The organism is Streptomyces sp. NPDC021096 (genome assembly GCF_040641275.1).
In the GTDB taxonomy this organism is placed as follows: Bacteria; Actinomycetota; Actinomycetes; order Streptomycetales; family Streptomycetaceae; genus Streptomyces.
Genome location: NZ_JBFADG010000005.1, coordinates 80,776 through 98,239, shown reverse-complemented (window position 1 = coordinate 98,239; position 17,464 = coordinate 80,776). Strand labels below are relative to the sequence as shown.

Genomic DNA, 17,464 nt, shown 5'->3' with positions numbered 1-17,464 from the left:
GGCGGCCCGGCTCAGCGGGACCGGCGACACGACATGCGGCCTCCATGCCCATGTGGTGACGAGCACACGCATGAAAGGAACCCCTTCTCTCAGGTCCCTCACGATGGATCGCACCGGTCGAGGACTGGTGAAGGACCGCGCGAGTGCCTCCCGCTACAACCAGCCGCGGTCGCGCGCGATCCGGATGGCCTGGCCCCTGTTGCGGGACGCGGTCTTCGCGATCGCCGCGGTGATGTAGTTGCTGACGGTGCTCACCGACAGGTGCAGGTGTTCCGCGATGTCGGCAAGGGTGTCGTGGAACTGCCCGGCACGCAGCACGTCACGTTCCCGCCTGCTCAGCGGGCAGTCGCCCGACTCCATGGCCAGCCGCACCTGCTGGCCCGAGAAGAGGAGTTCGCCCGCGGCCACCCGTCGGATGGCGGCGGCGATCTCGCCCACCGGCGAGTCCTTGGTGATGTAGGCCCGCGCCCCCGCCTCCAGCGCCCGCCGCACGTACCCCGGCCGCTGGAATGTGGTCAGCATCATCACCAGCGGTGGGTCGGGATGCCGCTTGAGCGCCTCGGCGACGTCCAGGCCACTGACACCGGGCATCTCGACATCCAGCAGGAGGACGTCGCATCCGGTGCCCGCGAGGGTCTCCACGGCCGTGTCCCCCCGGCCGAGCTGGGCCACGACCGTGATATCGGGCTCCAGTTCCAGCAGGGCCACGATGGCCGAGCGCAGCATCGCCTGGTCCTCGACAATCGCCACATTGATCACGAACTCCCACTCTCCCTCACGTCGGTGCCCTCAACGGATCTGCCCTATCACGAGATCTGCACCTCGCTGTGGTCGCCGAGGATCAGCCGGTTGCCGAACGGCTTCCGCGCGGCGGGGGTCACCCGCGCATTGCGGCCGATGAGGGATTCCCGGAGCCGGCGCACGCCGTCCAGGCGGGCCTCGCGCAGTACGACGGAATACTCGATCTCGGTGTCCCGCACCCGGCAGCCCTCCGCTATGGAGGTGTACGGGCCGACGTACGAGTCGCTGATGACCGTGTTGCAGCCGATCACGGCCGGGCCGACGATACGGGAGGCGCGCACCTGTGCGCCGGCCTCGATCCTGACCCGGCCGATCACCTCGCTGTCCGCGTCCACCGTGCCCTCGGTCCGGGACTCGACGTTCTCCAGTACCGACCGGTTGGCCTCGAGTACGCCGGTGGCGTCGCCCGTGTCCTGCCAGTAGCCGGGAAAGCGTGTCGACCGGACCTCGTGTCCGGTGTCGAGCAACCACTGGATGGCGTCTGTGATCTCCAGCTCGCCACGTCCGGACGGAGCGATGGCCCGCACCGCCTCGTGCACGACCGGCGTGAAGACGTACACGCCGACCAGGGCCAGGTCGCTCTTGGGCCGCGCCGGTTTCTCCTCCAGACCCAGGACCCGCCCGCCGTCGGCCACTTCGGCCACGCCGAAGGCGGTCGGATCCGGCACCTGGGTGAGCAGGACCCTGGCGTCGGTCCGGTCGGCACAGAACTCGCGCACCAGGCACGCGGCCCCGCCGATGGCGAAACTGTCACCCAGGTACATCACGAAGTCGTCGTCGCCGAGGTAGTCCCGGGCGACGAGGACGGCGTGCGCGAGTCCCAGCGGCCTTTCCTGGGGCAGGTAGGTCACCTGCAGACCGAACTTGGAACCGTCGCCCACCGCTTCCTGGATCTCGAAGCCGGTCGTGCCCACCACGATCCCCACCTCGGTGATCCCGGCTCGTGCGATGTCCTCGAGGGCATAGTGGAGGACCGGTTTGTTGGCCACCGGTACCAGTTGTTTGGGCGAGGTGTGGGTCAGGGGCCACAGGCGCGTGCCCGAGCCACCGGCCAAAACGAGTGCCTTCATGCGGCGGGACGTTAAGACGGCCTTCTCGGATACCGCTGATGGCCCGGTCGACATGACGTCTCCCCACAGGCGCGCGGCAAGAACACATCCGGTGGTGTGACGCTCGCCCGGCACACTGTCGGGTGCTTCTCGAGTGGTCTTCGACCGGTTCGATCCATGGTCGAGGGAACTACTCGTAGAGGAAGGCGACCGCTTGTGCGCGTTCTCGTTGCTACATGGGCATGGCCCTCGCATCTGCAGCCCATGGTTCCGCTGAGTTGGGCGCTGCGGGCCGCCGGGCACGAACTGGTCGTCGCAAGTACCGAGGGCCTGGTGCCGGCCATCCGGGACGCCGGACTGCCTGCCGTGGTGCTCGGAAGGGAACGTCCCGACACCATTCGCCAGATGACCGGGTACTACTTCGACTGGCTTGCCGGGTTGCCGGGACCCGCGACGGTCGAGGATGTCCGGGAGCTGGGCCCCCATGCCGTGGCGATGTACCGGGCGATGGCCGAGACGACGATCGACGACACCTTGCGATTCGCCCGGAGGTGGCGACCTGATCTGGTGGTCTACGATCCCACCACCTTCGTCGGACCACTGACCGCCGCCGCCGTGAACGTGCCCTCGGCACGACATATCTGGGGGATGGACTACACCTCGGTGACCAGAGAATCCGAGCCGGAGGCACTCGCGGAACTGTGTGCGCGCATCGGGGTCGCTCCCATGGACACCCTGGGCACGGTCACCGTCGACCCATGTCCGCCGTCGTTGCAAACCAAGCTCGATGTGACACGTCTGCCGATGCGTTTCGTGCCCTACAACGGCCCGGGCGTCCTCCGGCCCTGGCACCTGGACACGCCCACGCGACCGCGCATCGTCCTGCTGGCCAGCAGCATCACCGGGCTCAACGGCGATACGGACACGGCCGGGGAGTTCTTCGCCGCGGTGTTGCGGGGCCTGGCCGGGCTGAACGTCGAGGTACTGGCGATCGCCGGCAAGCGCACACACGCGGTCCTCGATCCGCTGCCGGCCAACGTGCGGGTGATCGACCCGACCCCCCTGCACCTGCTGCTGCCGACCTGCGAGCTGGTGATCCATCAGGGTGGCGGCGGGACCGTCATGACCTCGCTGGCCTACGGTGTGCCGCAATTGCTGCTGCCGATGTCGGTCGACCACGTCTGGAATGCCCGGCGGCTCACCCGTAGCGGCGCGGGAAGGTGGCTGTCCGCGGAATCGGTCACCGCCGAGGCCGTCCGCGACCACGTCGAGCGGCTACTGGCCGACCGAGGCCATCGCGAACAGGCACTGCGGCTGCGGGCCGAGATGGCGGCCCAGCCCTCCGCGGCCCGGGTGGTGGACTCGCTCGAGCGCCTCGTGGCAGAGCGGGGCGTCGGGTAGCGGAGCGGGCGGGGCCGCACCCTGGCGGTTGTCGGAACGGTAGTACCTGTCAGCCAAGCGGTTTGCGCAGCGCGACAAACTGGCTGAGTACCGGATAGTTCCAGCCGATGAAGAATTCGTCGATCCGGTCCGCGATGCGCTGCGGGTCGAACTCCGGAAATCCGCACAGCTCGGCCGGGTCGCCGACCTCGAGCGTCAGATCGTTTCGCGACAACAGGGCATGCACGTCGGTATTGCGTCCCCATATGTTCTTCTCAACCAGCCCGAAGGGCTTGACGTCGAGGAAGAGGTCGATGCTCAGCACGATCAGGCCACCGGGTGCCAGTAGCCGGCACATGGTGTCCACCATCAGCTCGGCCTCGTTCTGATCCACGTGCTCGAGAACCGAGATGGCGAAGATCCGGTCGAACGAATGCGCCTCGAGGTCGGCGTCCTGCAGGCGTTTGCCGACCAGCTTGACGTCCACGTCGAACATCGAGGTGAACCAGCGGTGGATCTCCCCATGCGCGTCGTTGGTCTTCTCGACGCCGATCGACCACTTCTCGTCCTCCGACGGATCGACGTTGACGACCTCGCACCCCTGCTTCGCCAGAACGACCTGGAGCCCGCTGAGCCAGCCGCCGACGTCCAACACCCGCATTCCCGGCCGCGGGTCGGCGGTGAAGAAGGCCCAGGGATACTCCATGGTCCTGGTGTGGCTCGTCGGCTGAAAACCGAAGGGCCCATAGCGCTCCGGGTTCTCGACGCTGAACCTCTGCAGGTTCACCTGCGAGTTGTCGACGTGGAAACCGTAGGGTGCCCCCCAGCGCTTGTTCCACTCCCGGTATTCGCGCGGGATGTCCTTTTTCGCGAGCATGCCGAATTCCTCTCCTGCCGTTCGGGGCAGCATTACCGTGCTGCCTCGAGGACCGGTGGGAATGCGGTGGGGCGGGGCTCCGGCAGGGGTCCGGCGGTGCTCCCCAGTCGTTTGCGAGCAGCCCGGCCAACCATTGGGGGATGCGCGCCTTGTTCATCACCTGGGCTTGGAACACCCACTTCTACCCCATGGTCCCGCTCGGTCAGGCACTGCGGGCTGCCGGCCACGAGGTCATGGTGGTCAGCCAGCCCTCTTTCACCGGCACCATCACCGACGCGGGCCTGCCCGCCCTGCCGGTCGGCCATGACATCGACATGCAGGGTCGGGTCACCGCGGCGTACCGAAACTGGCGCCCACGCGTGCCTACGCACGGTTCGGAGGGCACGCCCAAGGGCCCTCGGGGTCGGCGAACCTACCAACTTGCCGCCGACTGTGCCGCGGCGATGGCCGACGAGACCTTGGCCTTCGCGCACTCGTGGCAACCGGATGTCGTCGTGTACGAGCCGATGGCGCTGCTGGGGCCGCTGATCGCCGCCCACCTGGGCGTCCCCGCGATGCGGCTGCTGTGGGGAATGGACTTCTCGCGCGCGATCACCCTGCTCGGCGACGAACTCTTCGGCGGCCTGGCCGAACGGCTGGGCGTGGACGAGTTCGCTCCGCTCGGCGGTGTGACGCTGGATTCGTGCCCACCGCGGCTGCAGGTCCCCGCCGACGACGTCACCCGCCAGCCGATGCGCTACGTCCCCTACAACGGCCCGGCCCAGCTGCCCGCCGTGCTGCGCCGCCGGCCCGACCGGCCACGCATCGCTGTCACCTGGGGGAAGACCCTCCTTCCCATCGGCCTGCACGACGGCACCCTGGGTCCGCGTATCGTCCGCGCGCTCGGCCGCTACGACGTCGACGTCATCGTCGCCACCTCCGCCGACCAACGTCAGCACTACACGGAGCTGCCCGACAACGTGATCCACGTCGGGCCCGTTCCCCTGGACCTCCTGCTGCCCAGCTGCGCCGCCATCGTCCACCACGGCGGCGGCGGTACCACCATGACCGCCATGAGCCACGGTGTCCCTCAGCTGGTCCTCCCCTGGATCCCCGATGGTGTCCTCACCGCCCGGCAGCTCCAGACCACCGGCGCAGGACGCCACCTCGAACCGTACGACCTCGACGACACCGCACTCACCGCCGCACTCGACGCGTTCCTGGGTGACCTGCCCGCCTACCAGGTCCACGCCGACCGACTGCACCGGGAGAACCGCGCGCTGCCCACCCCCGCCGACGTCGCGGCCCTGCTCGCCGGCCAGCTCGGCGACCGCACCGGTCCCTGGGCCCAGGTCCGTCCCCAGCCGGGTACCAGTCGTTCCCCAGCTCGCTGCCCGAACATGACCACGGACCGAATAAGTGGAGGCACACGCTGATGCGCGCACTGTTCATCACCTGGCCGTGGAGTTCTCATTTCTACCCGATGGCGCCGCTGGGCTGGGCACTGCGCGCCGCGGGTCATGAGGTGATGGTGGCCAGCCAGCCGTCGTTCGCTCCCACCATCACAGGATCCGGGCTGCCCGCACTGCCCGCGGGGCCGGACCTCGACATCGTCGACCAGCTGTCAGAGATGTACCGGGACTGGCGCCCGGAGAACGACCGCGCCACCGTGGAGAACAGCCCACACAGGCAGAACGGCATCGTCTCGCTGTACCGGATCGCGAAGTCCGCCGAGGCAATGGCCGAGGAGGCAACGGAATTCGCCCGTCAGTGGCGGCCGGACTTCGTCGTCTTCGAGCCGATGGCCTTCCTGGGCCCGATTCTCGCCGGTGCGCTCGGGGTTCCCTCGATGCGCCTGCTGTGGGCCACCGACTCGGCCGCGAAAATCGCCCGCATCGAGGACGAGATGCTGGGTGGGCTCGCCCAACGGCTCAAGGCGGACCGGGTGAACCTGCTCGGCGACCTGACGCTGGACCCGTGCCCACCACGGCTGCGTCGGGTGCACCCCAAGGTGAACAGCGCGCCCATGCGCTACATCCCCTACAACGGTGCCGCCGAGCTTCCGCCGTGGTTGCGCACCCCGCCCACCCGGCCGCGGATCGTCGTCTCCTGGGGCGGGTCGTTGTACAGGTTCGGGTGGAACGAGGGCATTCTCGCTCCCCGCGTCGTGCGGGCCCTCGCGGACCAGGACGTGGAGGTCGTCGTCGCGGTACACGAGGAGTACCGCGAGATGTTCACCGACCTGCCCGAGAACGTCGTACACGTCGGCCCGGTCGCGTTGCATCTGCTGCTGCCGAGCTGCGCGGCCATCGTGCACCAGGGCGGCGCGGGCACCACGATGACGGCCATGAGCTGCGGTACCCCGCAGTTCGTCGTGCCCTGGTGGCCCGATGCCATCGTCAACGCCCGGCAGGTCGAAGCCACCGGCAGCGGACGTCACCTGTGGCCGGTCGGCCTGGAGGACGCCACCCTCAAAGAGGCGCTCAGCCGGTTCGTCGCCGATCTACCCAGCTATCAGAGGGCCGCCATGCGACTACGGGACGAGCATGTGGCCCTGCCTACGCCGGCCGAGGTCGTCGCCGGGTTCGAGCGGGACTCAGCGGCAGGCACGGGCGCGTGGGCCGCCAGGAAACCGACGTTCTCCTCATCCAGAGGGTCCTCATCCAGAGGGTGAAAGGGAGGTCAGATGAAGGCTCGTCCGCTGACTCTGCAGGGTGCGTTCGAGGTGATACCCGACCGGCATCGCGACAAGCGGGGCGTCTTCCTCGAAGGGTTTCGCGCCGACTGGCTGCGCGCGGCCACGGGGCACACGTTGGACGTCGCACAGGTCAACCTGTCGGTCTCCCGGCTCGGGGCGATCCGTGGTCTACACATGACAAAAACCCCACCGGGACAGGCCAAGTACGTCACCTGCATGACCGGCGCGATCGTCGATGTCCTGGTGGACCTGCGGCTCGGCTCGCCGACGTTCGGACAGCACGAGACCGTGCGACTGGACGCGGCGGAACACCACAGCGTGTATGTGCCCGAAGGCTTCGCGCACGGGTTCTGCGCCCTCACCGAGGACACCACCGTCGCCTACCTGTGTTCCACTTCGTACGCTCCGGCCATCGAGTACGTGCTGAACCCGCTCGATCCCGAACTCGGCATCACCTGGCCGGTCCCCCACCCGATCCCCTCGGATATCGCGACCGAGGGCCGCGGGCTGCGCGACTGCCTGGATGAAGGGCTGTTGCCGACGTATGACGAGTGCCGGACTCTTGCCGAGCCGGACCCGGGCAGGCCGACATGACCGCTTCGCAGCCCAGCGCCCTCGTGCTGGGCGGCACCGGCTACCTGGGTCATCGGCTGTGTGCGGAACTGACCGCGGCAGGCTGGTCGGTGGTCGCCGTAGGGCGCCGACCGGCACCAGTCACCGCAGCCCGGTTGCTGGTGGCCGATCTGACCAGTGACAACATTTCCGACGTGCTGGCCGAGGCACAGCCGAGCCTGGTGGTCAACGCAGCCGGTGGCGTATGGCAACTGAGCGAATCGGAGGTGATCGATTCAAATGCCGTACTGGTCGACCGGCTGGTGGCCGCGCTTGCCAAACACCCCCGGCGGACCCGTCTCATTCAGTTGGGTTCTGCCAAGGAGTACGGCGACGTGCCTGCCGGCATGGCGGTCGCCGAAGACGCCATCGCACGGCCTGGGAGCGTCTACGGCAGAAGCAAGCTGTCGGCCACCCGAGCGGTGCTCGCGGCCACCCGGCGAGGCGAGGTGGACGGTGTGGTCCTCCGCCTGCCCACCACCATCGGACCGGGCAGCCCGCAGGTGAGCCTGCTGGGTATGGTTTCGGCGGCGCTGGCGACGGCGGTACGGGACAACCGGACCGCCGTACTGCGGCTGTTCCGCCTGACGGCCCAACAGGACTTCTTGTCGGTGGCCGATCTGGCCCGTGGCGTCCTGGCGGCGGCGCGGACCAGGCAGGCGGTCGGCCGGATCATCAACCTCGGTTACGGGGAGGCGATCTCTGTGCGATCACTGGTCGAGACGCTCGTGGCGGTCAGCGGTTGGCCGACGGAGATCCTCGACGACGCGCCGCCGACGGGAACCGACCGGGTGGAATGGCAGCGACTCGACATCTCGACGGCCGCCGAGCTGCTCGGCTGGAGGCCTCGGCAACAGCTGCGCGACGCGCTCACCGAAGTGTGGGCCGCGGTGAATCCTCAGGGCGGTGCCAGCTGCACTGACTGCCGGCCGACGCATTCCAAGTAGTCGCCGTGGATGTGCGCAACCGGCTCGTACGAGACGTCGAGCGTGGAAGGGTACGGAACCGACGTAGCCCCGCCGTCGGTGTCATGAGTGGAACCACGACACCGACGGCGGGTGCTTCGGTATGCCACCACCGACCCACCTGACCTGCAACGCCACCCCAAGAGGCGGGATGGAAGAGGCTCACTGAGCGGCTTCGGCTTTCAGCTGTTCGACATTGTCGAGCACGATCCGCCGGGCCGGCATGACCATGGCCCGCGCGACGAAACCGATCAGCACGAACATCACGATGCCGGCGCCGTTCGACAGCAGGAGCGAGAGATCGATCCGCGTGGCGGGGAAGACGTAGATCACTACGATCCGCAGCACAGAGTCGACGACCATGATGGAGCCGATCGCGGTGGTCATGGCTCGTTGCGCACGCCGATAGTCGGGGCTCTCCTGCCATGCCATCTCGAAGGCCTTGGCCCGGACCGGATCTCCGAAGGTCGCCGCCGACCCGATGAAGGTCGCCGTCAGCGGTCGGGCCGCGAGCAGTGTGCACAGACAGAAGACTCCGCCGATCAGCACGTACAACGGCTGGCGGCATGCCGCGATCCGCACGTCGCCGGTGGTGAGCGACAGCCCCAGCGTCGCAGCCAGTTCGAGCAGTACGAGTATCCCCATCGCGTCGAGTCTTCTGCGACGAATCGTGCTGCCCAGCGCGATGAGGCCGACCACGATGCCGGGAATCGCCAGCGACCAGATCACGCCGATGCCAACCGCACGCAGGCAGTAGTACCCGGCGATGGACACGACCAGCTCGAGGATGATCGTCAGCAGACCGCCGACTTGTGGCCGAGACTGCGTTGCGTTTGCCATATGCCCTTCCCAGTGCTGTTCTCTCACGCCGGGCCGTTGTGCCCGCCCGTCATTGATCGTTTCACTCGCACCGAGTGCCAGGCAGAGGCGGAACTACGGAGTTCTTCAGGAGTTTTCTCCTGTGCCTGTTCCGGTGCGGCTCACGCACCGGTCGACTGGTGCGGCCGGTCGGTGGGCCCCGGATCAGGACGGCTTGTCCGCATCGATCGGCAATTCCATCGTCAACCGGAATCCGCCGCCCTGCCGGACTCCCGCGGTCAGGTCGCCACCGAGTTCCCGCGCACGTTCCCGCAGGCCCATCAACCCGTGGCCACCCGAGCCGCCGGTCTCGACGCTTCGGCCGCCCAGATCGTCGTTCACGACGTCGAGCCGGACCGATCGTCCGGTCGACTCGACGGTGATCGCGCATTCGCTGGCGTCGGCGTGCCGGAGAATGTTCGTCACTGCTTCCCGCACGCCCCAAGCCAGCACCGAGTCGACCGGGGATGGCCATATCCGATCCGGCATGGTGACGACGACGCTGTTGAGCAGGGGATCAAGACTCCGGCTTGCCCGGTCGATCTCGTCAGCCAATGAAGTCGACCGGTAGCCGGTGATTGCCTGCTGCACTTCGAGCATGGCGGTCCGTCCCACTGCCTGCACGTCCTTGGTGGCCGCCGCTGACGCTGCCGCATCCACGCCTGCCAGCCGTTCCGCCAATTCCGCCTTCGCCATCATGGTGACCAGGCTGTGCCCGAGCAGATCGTGCAGATCTCTGGCGAACCGCAGCCGCTCATTATCGACCGCTGCTGTGGCGTAAGCCTTTCTGCTGGCCCGGGACCGGGCGATCTCCAGTAGCAGACGGCCACGCAGGATGGCGATGGCTCCGGAGGCCACAACCAGCGCTGCCGCTGAAAGCGGCACACCCGAGAGAAGGCTCAGCAGCGTGACAGCTGCTATGCCAAGGACCGAGCCACGCATGTGGACCAGCAGATTCGCGCACGCAACCGCCGTCAATACGGCGGCTGCCCACCAGCCCGGTGCAAGCGCCCACTCCCCCCAGGCTGTCATCGCGGTCAACCCCGCATAGCACGACAGTCGAAGAGCGAGCGGATACTTGGGGGTGATCCACTGGCTCACGGCGAACAGCGCCGCGAAGATGCCGAGGGCACCGGAATTGAGCACCGCGAGCCCAGTCGGAAGGCCCATCGCCGTATAAGCGGGACCGATCAACAGGGGGAGCAGGATGAAAAGCCCGCCAGGGTAAGGATCACCGGCGGTAATCATCGGGCCGTACCAGGGTCGTGGACGTTCCGAGGGGAGCACCACCTCATTTTGCGGGTGCGTCAGGCTGCTCACGCCAACCTCCTAGCTGCGTCCGCCTGCTGGTATCGGTGATCAAGTCGGAGCCGGGCATGGCCCGTAGTGTGGATACGGCAGCCGTAAGTCGTCATTCGACTGCGTGGGGGCCGCCCGTCAGACGCCGGAGCGTTGAGGGGATTGCGCACATCGCCGTGCGCCTGGCGTCTGGGCGCGCGTGACGACGACCGTGACTACGAATGGGCGATGTGCGTCGTCCGCTCGGAGGATCCCCTGCTGGCGATGAGGTAGCGCACCCGGCGGGCGAGTCGGTGCTGCCGCGTCCCGCCTGTCCACCGGTCGCAAAGCACAGCCCCACCCCCCATGGTCGCCTCCGCGATCTCTTCGCCGGGCCCTTCTGGCCACCGCTCACGCGCAATCGAGCACCTGAACATGGTGTGCCGCCGACAAGCTGCTCAGCTGCGTCGGCGCAACAGCATGATGAACACGGTGTAGGCGATCCCGGCCACTATCACCATCCAGTAGTAGGGATTGCCGCTGCGGCCAGACGCGAGTTCGCCGATGAAGGCGCTCATGTTTCCCACCGTGACGATCACGCCCACGCCGGCCAGGGCGCGCACGTTGATCGAGCGGGAGCGTTCGTCGGGATGATCGACGGCCTCGCGGTAGCTCTGACTGCGGTGTGCCAGCACGAGCAACGTCAGGCCGCACACCGCCATGACTCCGAACACCACAAGTCCGATGCCAACATGGCCGCCAACGGACGCAGTCACCAAGCAGACAACACCGAAGCCGAGGAAGAACGCCGGTAAGGACCACTTGGCCGGGGTCCTAGTCATGCGCTTTGTCCCCGTCGGCATAGAACATCTCCTCTACGTTGCTCTGAAAGAACCTGGCCAAGGACAAGGCAAGCGGCAAGGACGGCGTATACCGCTCGGCCTCGATGGAGTTGATCGTCTGCCGCGAGACCCTGACGGCCGCCCCGAGTTGTGCCTGGGAGAGCCCGCGCGCCAAGCGCAGCTCCCTGACCTTATTCCTCACATGGAAAGTGTGCTTTCCTTCCTCGCCGGATGTCAAGTGAGCTTTCCACCAGCCGCGTAACGTCCAGTGCGGACAGCTCGAGCGCCCGGACCTCATGGCCAATCAGGTCATCGGTGAGGGCGCCGGCGAGCCGCAGCCCGGGGCGGTTCTGAGGTCACCCTGACCGACCTGAGAAACATCCCCGAAGACGGCCTCGAAGAGACGATGGCCATCCTGTGCAAGGGCTGCCCTGCATCGAGAACCTCCTGACAGGAGCGGCGGCATGGGGGTAGTACCGACAACCGGGTCGTCATCGACGCGCCGCTGGATCATCAGAGCAGGTGCACCTGGTCCGGCGAGTGCGTCGTCGCCCAGCCGACGGTGTTCCGCCAGGACGGCGAGGAGGACTTCGCGATGCTGCGGGGGCCCGCAGCGGAGCTGGCGGCCACCGTGCGGGCCGCCGTCGAGGGCTGCCCGGGGCAGGCCACCCGACGTGAAGGCGGACTTGCGGGCGAGCTCGAACGCGAGTCGAACGAAACCTGATCGCCACGGGATGGACTCAGCCCGGGCGACCGGGCCCGCACGCACTGGTGAGGAGGCGCACGATGCATGCACGTCCTGCCGCTGTCTGGCCTACGCCGCGGAGCACCTAGGGAACCCGTGGCGGCCGTCGCCGCGTACGAGGACGCCATGCGCGGCTACGCCCACGAAGGGGCGCAGGGCTCGATGCGCGGCGTCGAGACCGTATTCCGCGCTGAGCGGCTCACCGGGGTCTGAACCCGACGGATGCTGCCCGGTCCTGAAAGGAATAACTCGTGAAGTTGTTGACTGTCCTGCGCGGGCCCGCCGCGCGTACCGCGTATCCACTGCTGCTCGACATGGCGGCGCCCGCGGTCAGTTTCTTCGTCCTGCACTTCGTCTTCGGGGCGGGGCCGGTGCTCGCGCTGAGCGTCGGCGCGGCCGCGGCGGGGCTGCGTACCGTCGTCGGCTGCGTCCGTACGCGCCGGCTGAGCGCTTTCCCGCTGATGATGATGGTGACGCTGGTCGGCAGCCTGGTGCTGACCTTCATCACCGGGGACGCCCGGCTGGTGCTGGCCAAGTCGGCCGTGGTGCCCGCGCTGGGCGGCGTCTACGGCCTGGTCACGACGTTCTTCGGACGCACCGTGATCAACGATGTGGTGACGCCCTTCATCACCAAGGGTGACCCGCGGCTGATCGCCGCCTGGGACGCCGCCTGGGCCGAGGACCCGGCTTTCGTGCGCCGGTTCCGGCTGCTCAATGTGCTCTGGGGTGTCGGCTTCGTGGTGGCGGCCGTGCTCCGCGTGGTGATCGTCTACACCACGCCGCTGAACGTGGCGGTGGTGGTCTCCCCGCTGCCGACCCTGGCCGCACTGATCGGCCTCGCGCTGGCCAGCCGGGTGCTGGGCAGGCCGTTGCTGGCCACGATGCGGGCGCGGGCGGCCGCCGCGGCGCGGGCCCGCCGGACCGGGCTGCTCAAGGCGGCGCCCGCCAGGGCGGAGGGCGCGGTCAGTAGCTGAGGGGAAGTCCGCCCGGCGCGGTTGGTGGGTACGCCGGCTGTGGCGATTCCTCGGCCGGCACCGCTTGGACTTGGCGCTGGTCTTCCTGGCCGCCTGCGGGGCTCCCCACTGTCAGCGGTGGGCGGTTTCGGCGCGCTGCTGCCCCGGTGCTGGTCTTTCTTGTCCACCGGGGCGGCCGGGAGCTGACCAAGGCGGCCGCGCACGCGCAGCAGTGGCAGGGTGAGCTGACCCAGGCGGTCTCGCAGGCGCTCGCCGGGGTCCGCGTGGTCAAGGCCTACCGGCAGGATCCGGGCGGGCCGGGTCTTCTAGGTGCTCGACCACGGTTGGCACCGGCTGGTGCTGCGTCCCACCACCTCGGTTGGCCCGGGCGTCCACGGGCACCACCTGCTCGGCAAGGTGGACGAGGCGCTCTGCCCGGGAGGCGGCGACACGGGTCGACCTCTGGGTGCAGCCGGGCACCGGGGAGTCGACTGAACTACGGGATCCGTCAATCGTGGGTAGAGCTGAGGAAGGGCGCCCGAAGCGCGCCCTTCCTCCATGAGCCGTTGTGCGCTGGTCAGGCTGTAAGCGCCTTGCGGAGGCGGCCACGGTCCGCGTCGCTGACGCCCAGGCCCTTGGCGAGATAGCCGTCGAACGAGCCGAAGGACTCGCCGATCTGCTCGAAGGCGGTGTCCAGGTACTCGGTCCAGGCGTAGGTGGCGCCGAAGGCCAGGTTGCTCAGCAGGAACTCCTCATTCACCTGGTCACGGTCGACGCCCAGGATCGTCATCAGCACGGCAGTAGCCCAACCGGTGCGGTAGGTACCGGAGCTGCAGTGCAGATAGAAGGGCCTTCCGCCGAGCGCCGCTATCTCGCGGACGGCGAGACCGAAGGACACGTGCGCCTCTTTGAGTGTGACGTAGTCACGGAACTTGGCCAGCACGGCCGGGTCGGGCTTGGAGGCGTCAATGCCGCCGGAGTGGCTGTTGCTGCCCCCGGGGTGCTCGACGGGCGCCGAAATGGTCCGCACACCCTTGGGGAGCCGGTCGGGCTTGGACTTCTCCATCTCGCCGCGGCTGAGGAAGTTCACGTTCACGGCCAGCTTGAGGGCGGAGAGCTGGGTCAGACCGGCGTCGCTGACCCAGCCGAGCGCGCCGCCGCGGTAGAAGACGCGCGGGGCGATCGTGCCGCCGGAGGCATTCCAGCCGCCGACATCCCTTATGTTGAAGGCGCCGTCCACGTCGACGAAGCGATTGTGCGGATCGCCCGGCGGGAAGTCGACGGCGTGCGCGGCGGGAACGCGGCTCACGGCGATACCGAGAACGGCCGCGCCGATGCCGGCCAACGCACCTCGGCGGCTGATGCGGCGGCTGGTGCGGAACGCGCTGGTATGAGCTGGCACTTGGACTCCTCGTGGGTTCGGTGGGCCCGCCGTCCGGCGGGCCCCTCATCAGCGACAGCCGATGATCAGGGTGTTGGTGTGGCCGAGTGGCCAGGTGGGGACTTCTTGCAGCCCGCGTCGGACATCCACTGCCGGCACTCTCGGCGGCGGTGTACTCCGGGCCGCCCTTGGTGACCAGCAGCGTGTTGAGGCTGACCAGGGGTCCGCGCCGGGTCCGCCGGCTCCTCGGCCAGGACGGCGTTGTAGAGGAGCAGCGCACCGTTGGGCCGGGCCGCCGGCGGTGACCGACAGCGGCTCGTCGGCGACGAAGTCACCGCCGTGGAAGGCGGCCCGGCCGGCCATGCCCAGGCGTTCGGTGCGCCCCGCGAACGCGTCGGCCAGCGGAGCCAGGTCGTACACCGCCGCGCGCAGGTGGGGGAATCGGAGCAGGAGCGGTGATACCAGATTGCCCGGGCAGCCGCCGATATCGAGCACCTCGCCGCGCCGGCCGGTCGTATGCCTCCGCCAGGTGCGGGGCGACCAGCCCGTTGGCCGAGTCCATCATCTTCAGGTATTGGGCATGCTGGGCCGGGCCGCCCAGCATGCGCAGGAACGCGCCGGCGTCCTGCCCGTCCGTGGTCTGCGACCGGTCGGTGGTGCCGGCGTCGGTGAGCATCGCGCCTGTGGGCGGGTTCCAGTGTGCCCCTGTCTGTCGTGATGGGCGGAGGCCGTATGCGGGTACAGATCCGACTAGAGGACGCCGGCGCAGGCGTTGGCGGGCGCGGCTAGTACCGCCAGGGCGGTGCGCAGCGACGGACGTTCCGCCAGCGCGTTCGGGACCCTGCGGTTGATCGGGACGTTGCCGAACTGGGAGATCACCGACACCCTGGCCAGCAGCAGCGCGCCGGCGAGACGCCGGCCCCGCGTCCCGGGGCCGGCCGGCCACGCTGCACAGCACGAGGGGCGGCATTTCCTTGTCGAAGTGCCGGCCCACCAGCTGGTGCACCCGCGCATTGTCCGCGGGCGGCATGGCGAGGAACGCCGGGACGACGCTGAGCGCGACCGAGAACAGCACTCCGGCTACGCCGCCGCAGCAGACCAGGACGGCGATGCTGATCAGAGGTGTCATGGCAGCAGCCTTGGGGCACGTGTTAGAGGCGGGTTCGAGATCCGCTGGCGGGTCGCCCGGTCGGTCCGGGCTTGATCGTCGCTCCAAAGGAGACCGGCGTCTCAGCCGACTCCTGGCAGCGCTCGGCTTCCGGCCACGGGCTGTCAGCGGCCCGTTCGTCCGTCTCTTCGAGACGGTGGGCTTACCCGCCAACATCTTCGTCACCACGCGCACTGTGTACGGCATGGCTCTGTCCGGGAAGGCGCCAAGGGCCCTAGAAGACTGATGAAGATCTTGGGGTCCGGTGGTGAGGGGCCCGCGATGTCTTGCTCCGTGGCCCTTGCCTGAGTTCAGAGTTGCGGGCGTGATGGGTCGGTCGTGGAATGAGCCGGTGGGGCCGGATGTGTGGGCGACGTGCAGGGAGTTGATCCCGGCCGGGAGTGTGTTCGCGTTCCTGGCCGAGCATCGCGAGGCACTATCGAGCCGGCCGGCGGCTCCGACCTTGGGTGATCAGGTCGTGGACAGCGACGTGCTGTCGACGGACCCGCGTCGAGAGCGTGATGTTCTCGATTCCGACCTCCGAGCGGCACGTACGGCTGGAACCGGCCTCGTCGAGTGCCAAGTCACTGCCCGGGCCTGTGCGGCGATCTACACGGCCAAGGAACGACGCCTGCACGTCACCTTCAGCGGCGAGGACGGCGCTCGCACCCCCGAGCAGAGGCTCATTCCCCACATCACCACGCGGCAGCACCGGCACGAGCCGGCGGCGACACGTCGGCTCGCGTCACGATGTGTATCCCTGGCGCAGACTGGAACTGCGGTCGCCCCAGGCCTTGCCGCTGTTACCTCGGTCCATTGCTGACCTTTTGCTGACCTGCCCACCTTGCCTGAGTGGCTGACCTGCGGGAACGCCGATTTCCGGCACCTTGATGAGCATTTTCACGGGGGCTCCTCGGGCGAATGGCTCAGCAATCTCGGTTGAGATCGGCCCAGCTATCAGAGACATTACGTCGTTGGGCCGGAGGCATGACGAAGACCCGAGTCGACTTCTACTCGGGTCCGCCTGCCCCTTCGCCTGAACCACCGCACAGTCACTGAACAGGAGCCATTCGTGGCCAACACTTGGCAGACCACCCCCGACGCCCGTGTCGAGGATCGCAGCAGGCAGGACCATCCGGATCACCCCGCGGCCTTCGACGACGCGGCGATACGCCAGGCCCGCAACTCCGCCGCGTTCTGGGCCGCGATCGGAAACTCCCGCGGCCACGAGGTGATCCGCCGACGCAGCTTCCTCGCCGTGCTCGGCGGCGAGCGCGCCGGGACACGTATCTTGCTGCAGGAACCCGACCTCGAGGCGCACGAGCTCGCCGAGCTGACCGAGCTGGCCGGCCGGTCGACCGGACCGGTGGATGTCGAGGATCCGTTCAGTTCCACCGACTTGAGTCACCTGGGCATGCGCAACTGGCAGATGCCGATCATGGTGCGCCCGCCCGGCCCTGTCGCCGCCCCCGCGATGGAGGTGAGCCAGGCCCAGCGGGCGTGCGAGCTGCAGACTGCCGAGCAGATCGTGATCGAGGGCTTCGAGCTGACCAGGTTCACCCCCTACCGTCCTGGCGAGATGTTCCCCACGACACTGACCGAGCAGCCAGGCGTGGACGTCTTCCTCGCCGTCCTCGACGGCGAGGCGGTCGGAGCCGGTGTCACCGTTGTCCACGACGGGGTCGGCAGCCACTATTGGGTCGGCACGGCGTCGGCGCACCGCTCCCGCGGCGCCGGGCGGGCCGTCATGCTCGGCTCGCTCGCGCCCATGGCGCACCTTCCGGTGACACTCACCGCCTCACGGCTCGGACGGCCGCTGTACGAGTCCCTGGGCTACACCGCCGCCACCTCGTCGACCTGGTGGTCCTCACAATGACCACCACCGAGGTGCCGGCGTTC

19 protein-coding genes are annotated in these 17,464 nt (G+C 68.4%); 8 read left to right on the top strand and 11 right to left on the bottom strand.

What is annotated here, in order from left to right:
- Positions 1 to 153 precede the first annotated feature (153 nt).
- Together AB0G59_RS10875 and AB0G59_RS10870 are read right to left on the bottom strand one after the other, a co-directional pair.
- On the bottom strand, positions 154 to 759 hold the full coding sequence (locus AB0G59_RS10875) for a response regulator transcription factor (RefSeq protein WP_360910169.1): 606 nt from the start codon (positions 757 to 759) through the stop codon (positions 154 to 156).
- Positions 760 to 806: 47 nt separating this feature from the next.
- On the bottom strand, positions 807 to 1,871 hold the full coding sequence (locus AB0G59_RS10870; RefSeq protein WP_360910167.1) for a glucose-1-phosphate thymidylyltransferase: 1,065 nt from the start codon (positions 1,869 to 1,871) through the stop codon (positions 807 to 809).
- Between the two features lie 243 nt (positions 1,872 to 2,114).
- Here AB0G59_RS10870 and AB0G59_RS10865 point away from each other — a divergent pair, with 243 nt between their 5' ends.
- Positions 2,115 to 3,251, top strand: coding sequence for a nucleotide disphospho-sugar-binding domain-containing protein (locus tag AB0G59_RS10865; RefSeq protein WP_360910165.1), 1,137 nt, complete (start codon positions 2,115 to 2,117; stop codon positions 3,249 to 3,251).
- A gap of 49 nt (positions 3,252 to 3,300) precedes the next feature.
- On the opposite strand, the gene AB0G59_RS10860 is transcribed toward AB0G59_RS10865, so the two are convergent.
- On the bottom strand, positions 3,301 to 4,107 hold the full coding sequence (locus AB0G59_RS10860) for a class I SAM-dependent methyltransferase (RefSeq protein WP_360910163.1): 807 nt from the start codon (positions 4,105 to 4,107) through the stop codon (positions 3,301 to 3,303).
- Between the two features lie 140 nt (positions 4,108 to 4,247).
- On the opposite strand from AB0G59_RS10860, the gene AB0G59_RS10855 reads away from it, so the two are divergent.
- Genes AB0G59_RS10855 through AB0G59_RS10840 form a run of 4 tightly spaced genes read left to right on the top strand, consistent with a single transcriptional unit; the run spans position 4,248 to position 8,343 of the window.
- Positions 4,248 to 5,522 carry a nucleotide disphospho-sugar-binding domain-containing protein gene (locus AB0G59_RS10855; RefSeq protein ID WP_360910161.1) on the top strand — a complete coding sequence of 425 codons (1,275 nt, stop codon included), beginning with the start codon at positions 4,248 to 4,250 and terminating at the stop codon, positions 5,520 to 5,522.
- Entirely contained in the window at positions 5,522 to 6,760 is a 1,239-nt protein-coding gene (locus AB0G59_RS10850) for a nucleotide disphospho-sugar-binding domain-containing protein (RefSeq protein ID WP_360910159.1), read from the top strand. Before AB0G59_RS10855 ends, AB0G59_RS10850 begins: the two co-directional genes overlap by 1 nt.
- Positions 6,761 to 6,772: 12 nt before the next feature.
- Complete coding sequence (locus AB0G59_RS10845) at positions 6,773 to 7,378, top strand: dTDP-4-dehydrorhamnose 3,5-epimerase family protein (RefSeq protein WP_360910157.1); 606 nt, start codon at positions 6,773 to 6,775, stop codon at positions 7,376 to 7,378.
- On the top strand, positions 7,375 to 8,343 hold the full coding sequence (locus tag AB0G59_RS10840) for an NAD(P)-dependent oxidoreductase (protein WP_360910155.1): 969 nt from the start codon (positions 7,375 to 7,377) through the stop codon (positions 8,341 to 8,343). The genes AB0G59_RS10845 and AB0G59_RS10840 overlap by 4 nt, the downstream gene beginning before the upstream one ends.
- 180 nt (positions 8,344 to 8,523) lie before the next feature.
- Here AB0G59_RS10840 and AB0G59_RS10835 read toward each other — a convergent pair whose 3' ends face one another.
- The 4 genes from AB0G59_RS10835 to AB0G59_RS10820 all read right to left on the bottom strand — a co-directional run bounded on the left by AB0G59_RS10835 (position 8,524) and on the right by AB0G59_RS10820 (position 11,541).
- Positions 8,524 to 9,201: a VC0807 family protein gene (locus tag AB0G59_RS10835; protein ID WP_360910153.1), complete on the bottom strand. Its 678-nt coding sequence runs from the start codon at positions 9,199 to 9,201 to the stop codon at positions 8,524 to 8,526.
- A gap of 183 nt (positions 9,202 to 9,384) precedes the next feature.
- Positions 9,385 to 10,539 carry a histidine kinase gene (locus tag AB0G59_RS10830; RefSeq protein WP_360910151.1) on the bottom strand — a complete coding sequence of 385 codons (1,155 nt, stop codon included), beginning with the start codon at positions 10,537 to 10,539 and terminating at the stop codon, positions 9,385 to 9,387.
- A 416-nt stretch (positions 10,540 to 10,955) separates the two neighbouring features.
- Complete coding sequence (locus AB0G59_RS10825) at positions 10,956 to 11,339, bottom strand: hypothetical protein (RefSeq protein WP_360910149.1); 384 nt, start codon at positions 11,337 to 11,339, stop codon at positions 10,956 to 10,958.
- Entirely contained in the window at positions 11,332 to 11,541 is a 210-nt protein-coding gene (locus AB0G59_RS10820) for a helix-turn-helix transcriptional regulator (RefSeq protein ID WP_360910147.1), read from the bottom strand. Before AB0G59_RS10820 ends, AB0G59_RS10825 begins: the two co-directional genes overlap by 8 nt.
- A 360-nt stretch (positions 11,542 to 11,901) precedes the next feature.
- On the opposite strand from AB0G59_RS10820, the gene AB0G59_RS10815 reads away from it, so the two are divergent.
- Positions 11,902 to 12,063 carry a hypothetical protein gene (locus AB0G59_RS10815; protein ID WP_360910145.1) on the top strand — a complete coding sequence of 54 codons (162 nt, stop codon included), beginning with the start codon at positions 11,902 to 11,904 and terminating at the stop codon, positions 12,061 to 12,063.
- Between the two features lie 272 nt (positions 12,064 to 12,335).
- On the top strand, positions 12,336 to 13,058 hold the full coding sequence (locus AB0G59_RS10810) for a VC0807 family protein (protein ID WP_360910143.1): 723 nt from the start codon (positions 12,336 to 12,338) through the stop codon (positions 13,056 to 13,058).
- Positions 13,059 to 13,614: 556 nt separating this feature from the next.
- On the opposite strand, the gene AB0G59_RS10805 is transcribed toward AB0G59_RS10810, so the two are convergent.
- The 4 genes from AB0G59_RS10805 to AB0G59_RS10790 form a co-directional block, all read right to left on the bottom strand.
- Positions 13,615 to 14,439, bottom strand: coding sequence for a tyrosine-protein phosphatase (locus AB0G59_RS10805; RefSeq protein WP_360910141.1), 825 nt, complete (start codon positions 14,437 to 14,439; stop codon positions 13,615 to 13,617).
- A gap of 48 nt (positions 14,440 to 14,487) precedes the next feature.
- Positions 14,488 to 14,913, bottom strand: a complete 426-nt coding sequence (locus tag AB0G59_RS10800) for a methyltransferase (RefSeq protein WP_360910139.1) — start codon at positions 14,911 to 14,913, stop codon at positions 14,488 to 14,490.
- A gap of 255 nt (positions 14,914 to 15,168) precedes the next feature.
- Positions 15,169 to 15,297: a hypothetical protein gene (locus AB0G59_RS10795; protein ID WP_360910137.1), complete on the bottom strand. Its 129-nt coding sequence runs from the start codon at positions 15,295 to 15,297 to the stop codon at positions 15,169 to 15,171.
- 1,013 nt (positions 15,298 to 16,310) lie between these two features.
- Positions 16,311 to 16,469, bottom strand: coding sequence for a hypothetical protein (locus AB0G59_RS10790; protein ID WP_360910135.1), 159 nt, complete (start codon positions 16,467 to 16,469; stop codon positions 16,311 to 16,313).
- A 168-nt stretch (positions 16,470 to 16,637) separates the two neighbouring features.
- On the opposite strand from AB0G59_RS10790, the gene AB0G59_RS10785 reads away from it, so the two are divergent.
- A complete protein-coding gene (locus tag AB0G59_RS10785; RefSeq protein ID WP_360910133.1) occupies positions 16,638 to 17,441 on the top strand; it encodes a GNAT family N-acetyltransferase in 804 nt (267 codons plus the stop codon).
- The last annotated feature ends 23 nt before the right edge of the window (positions 17,442 to 17,464 follow it).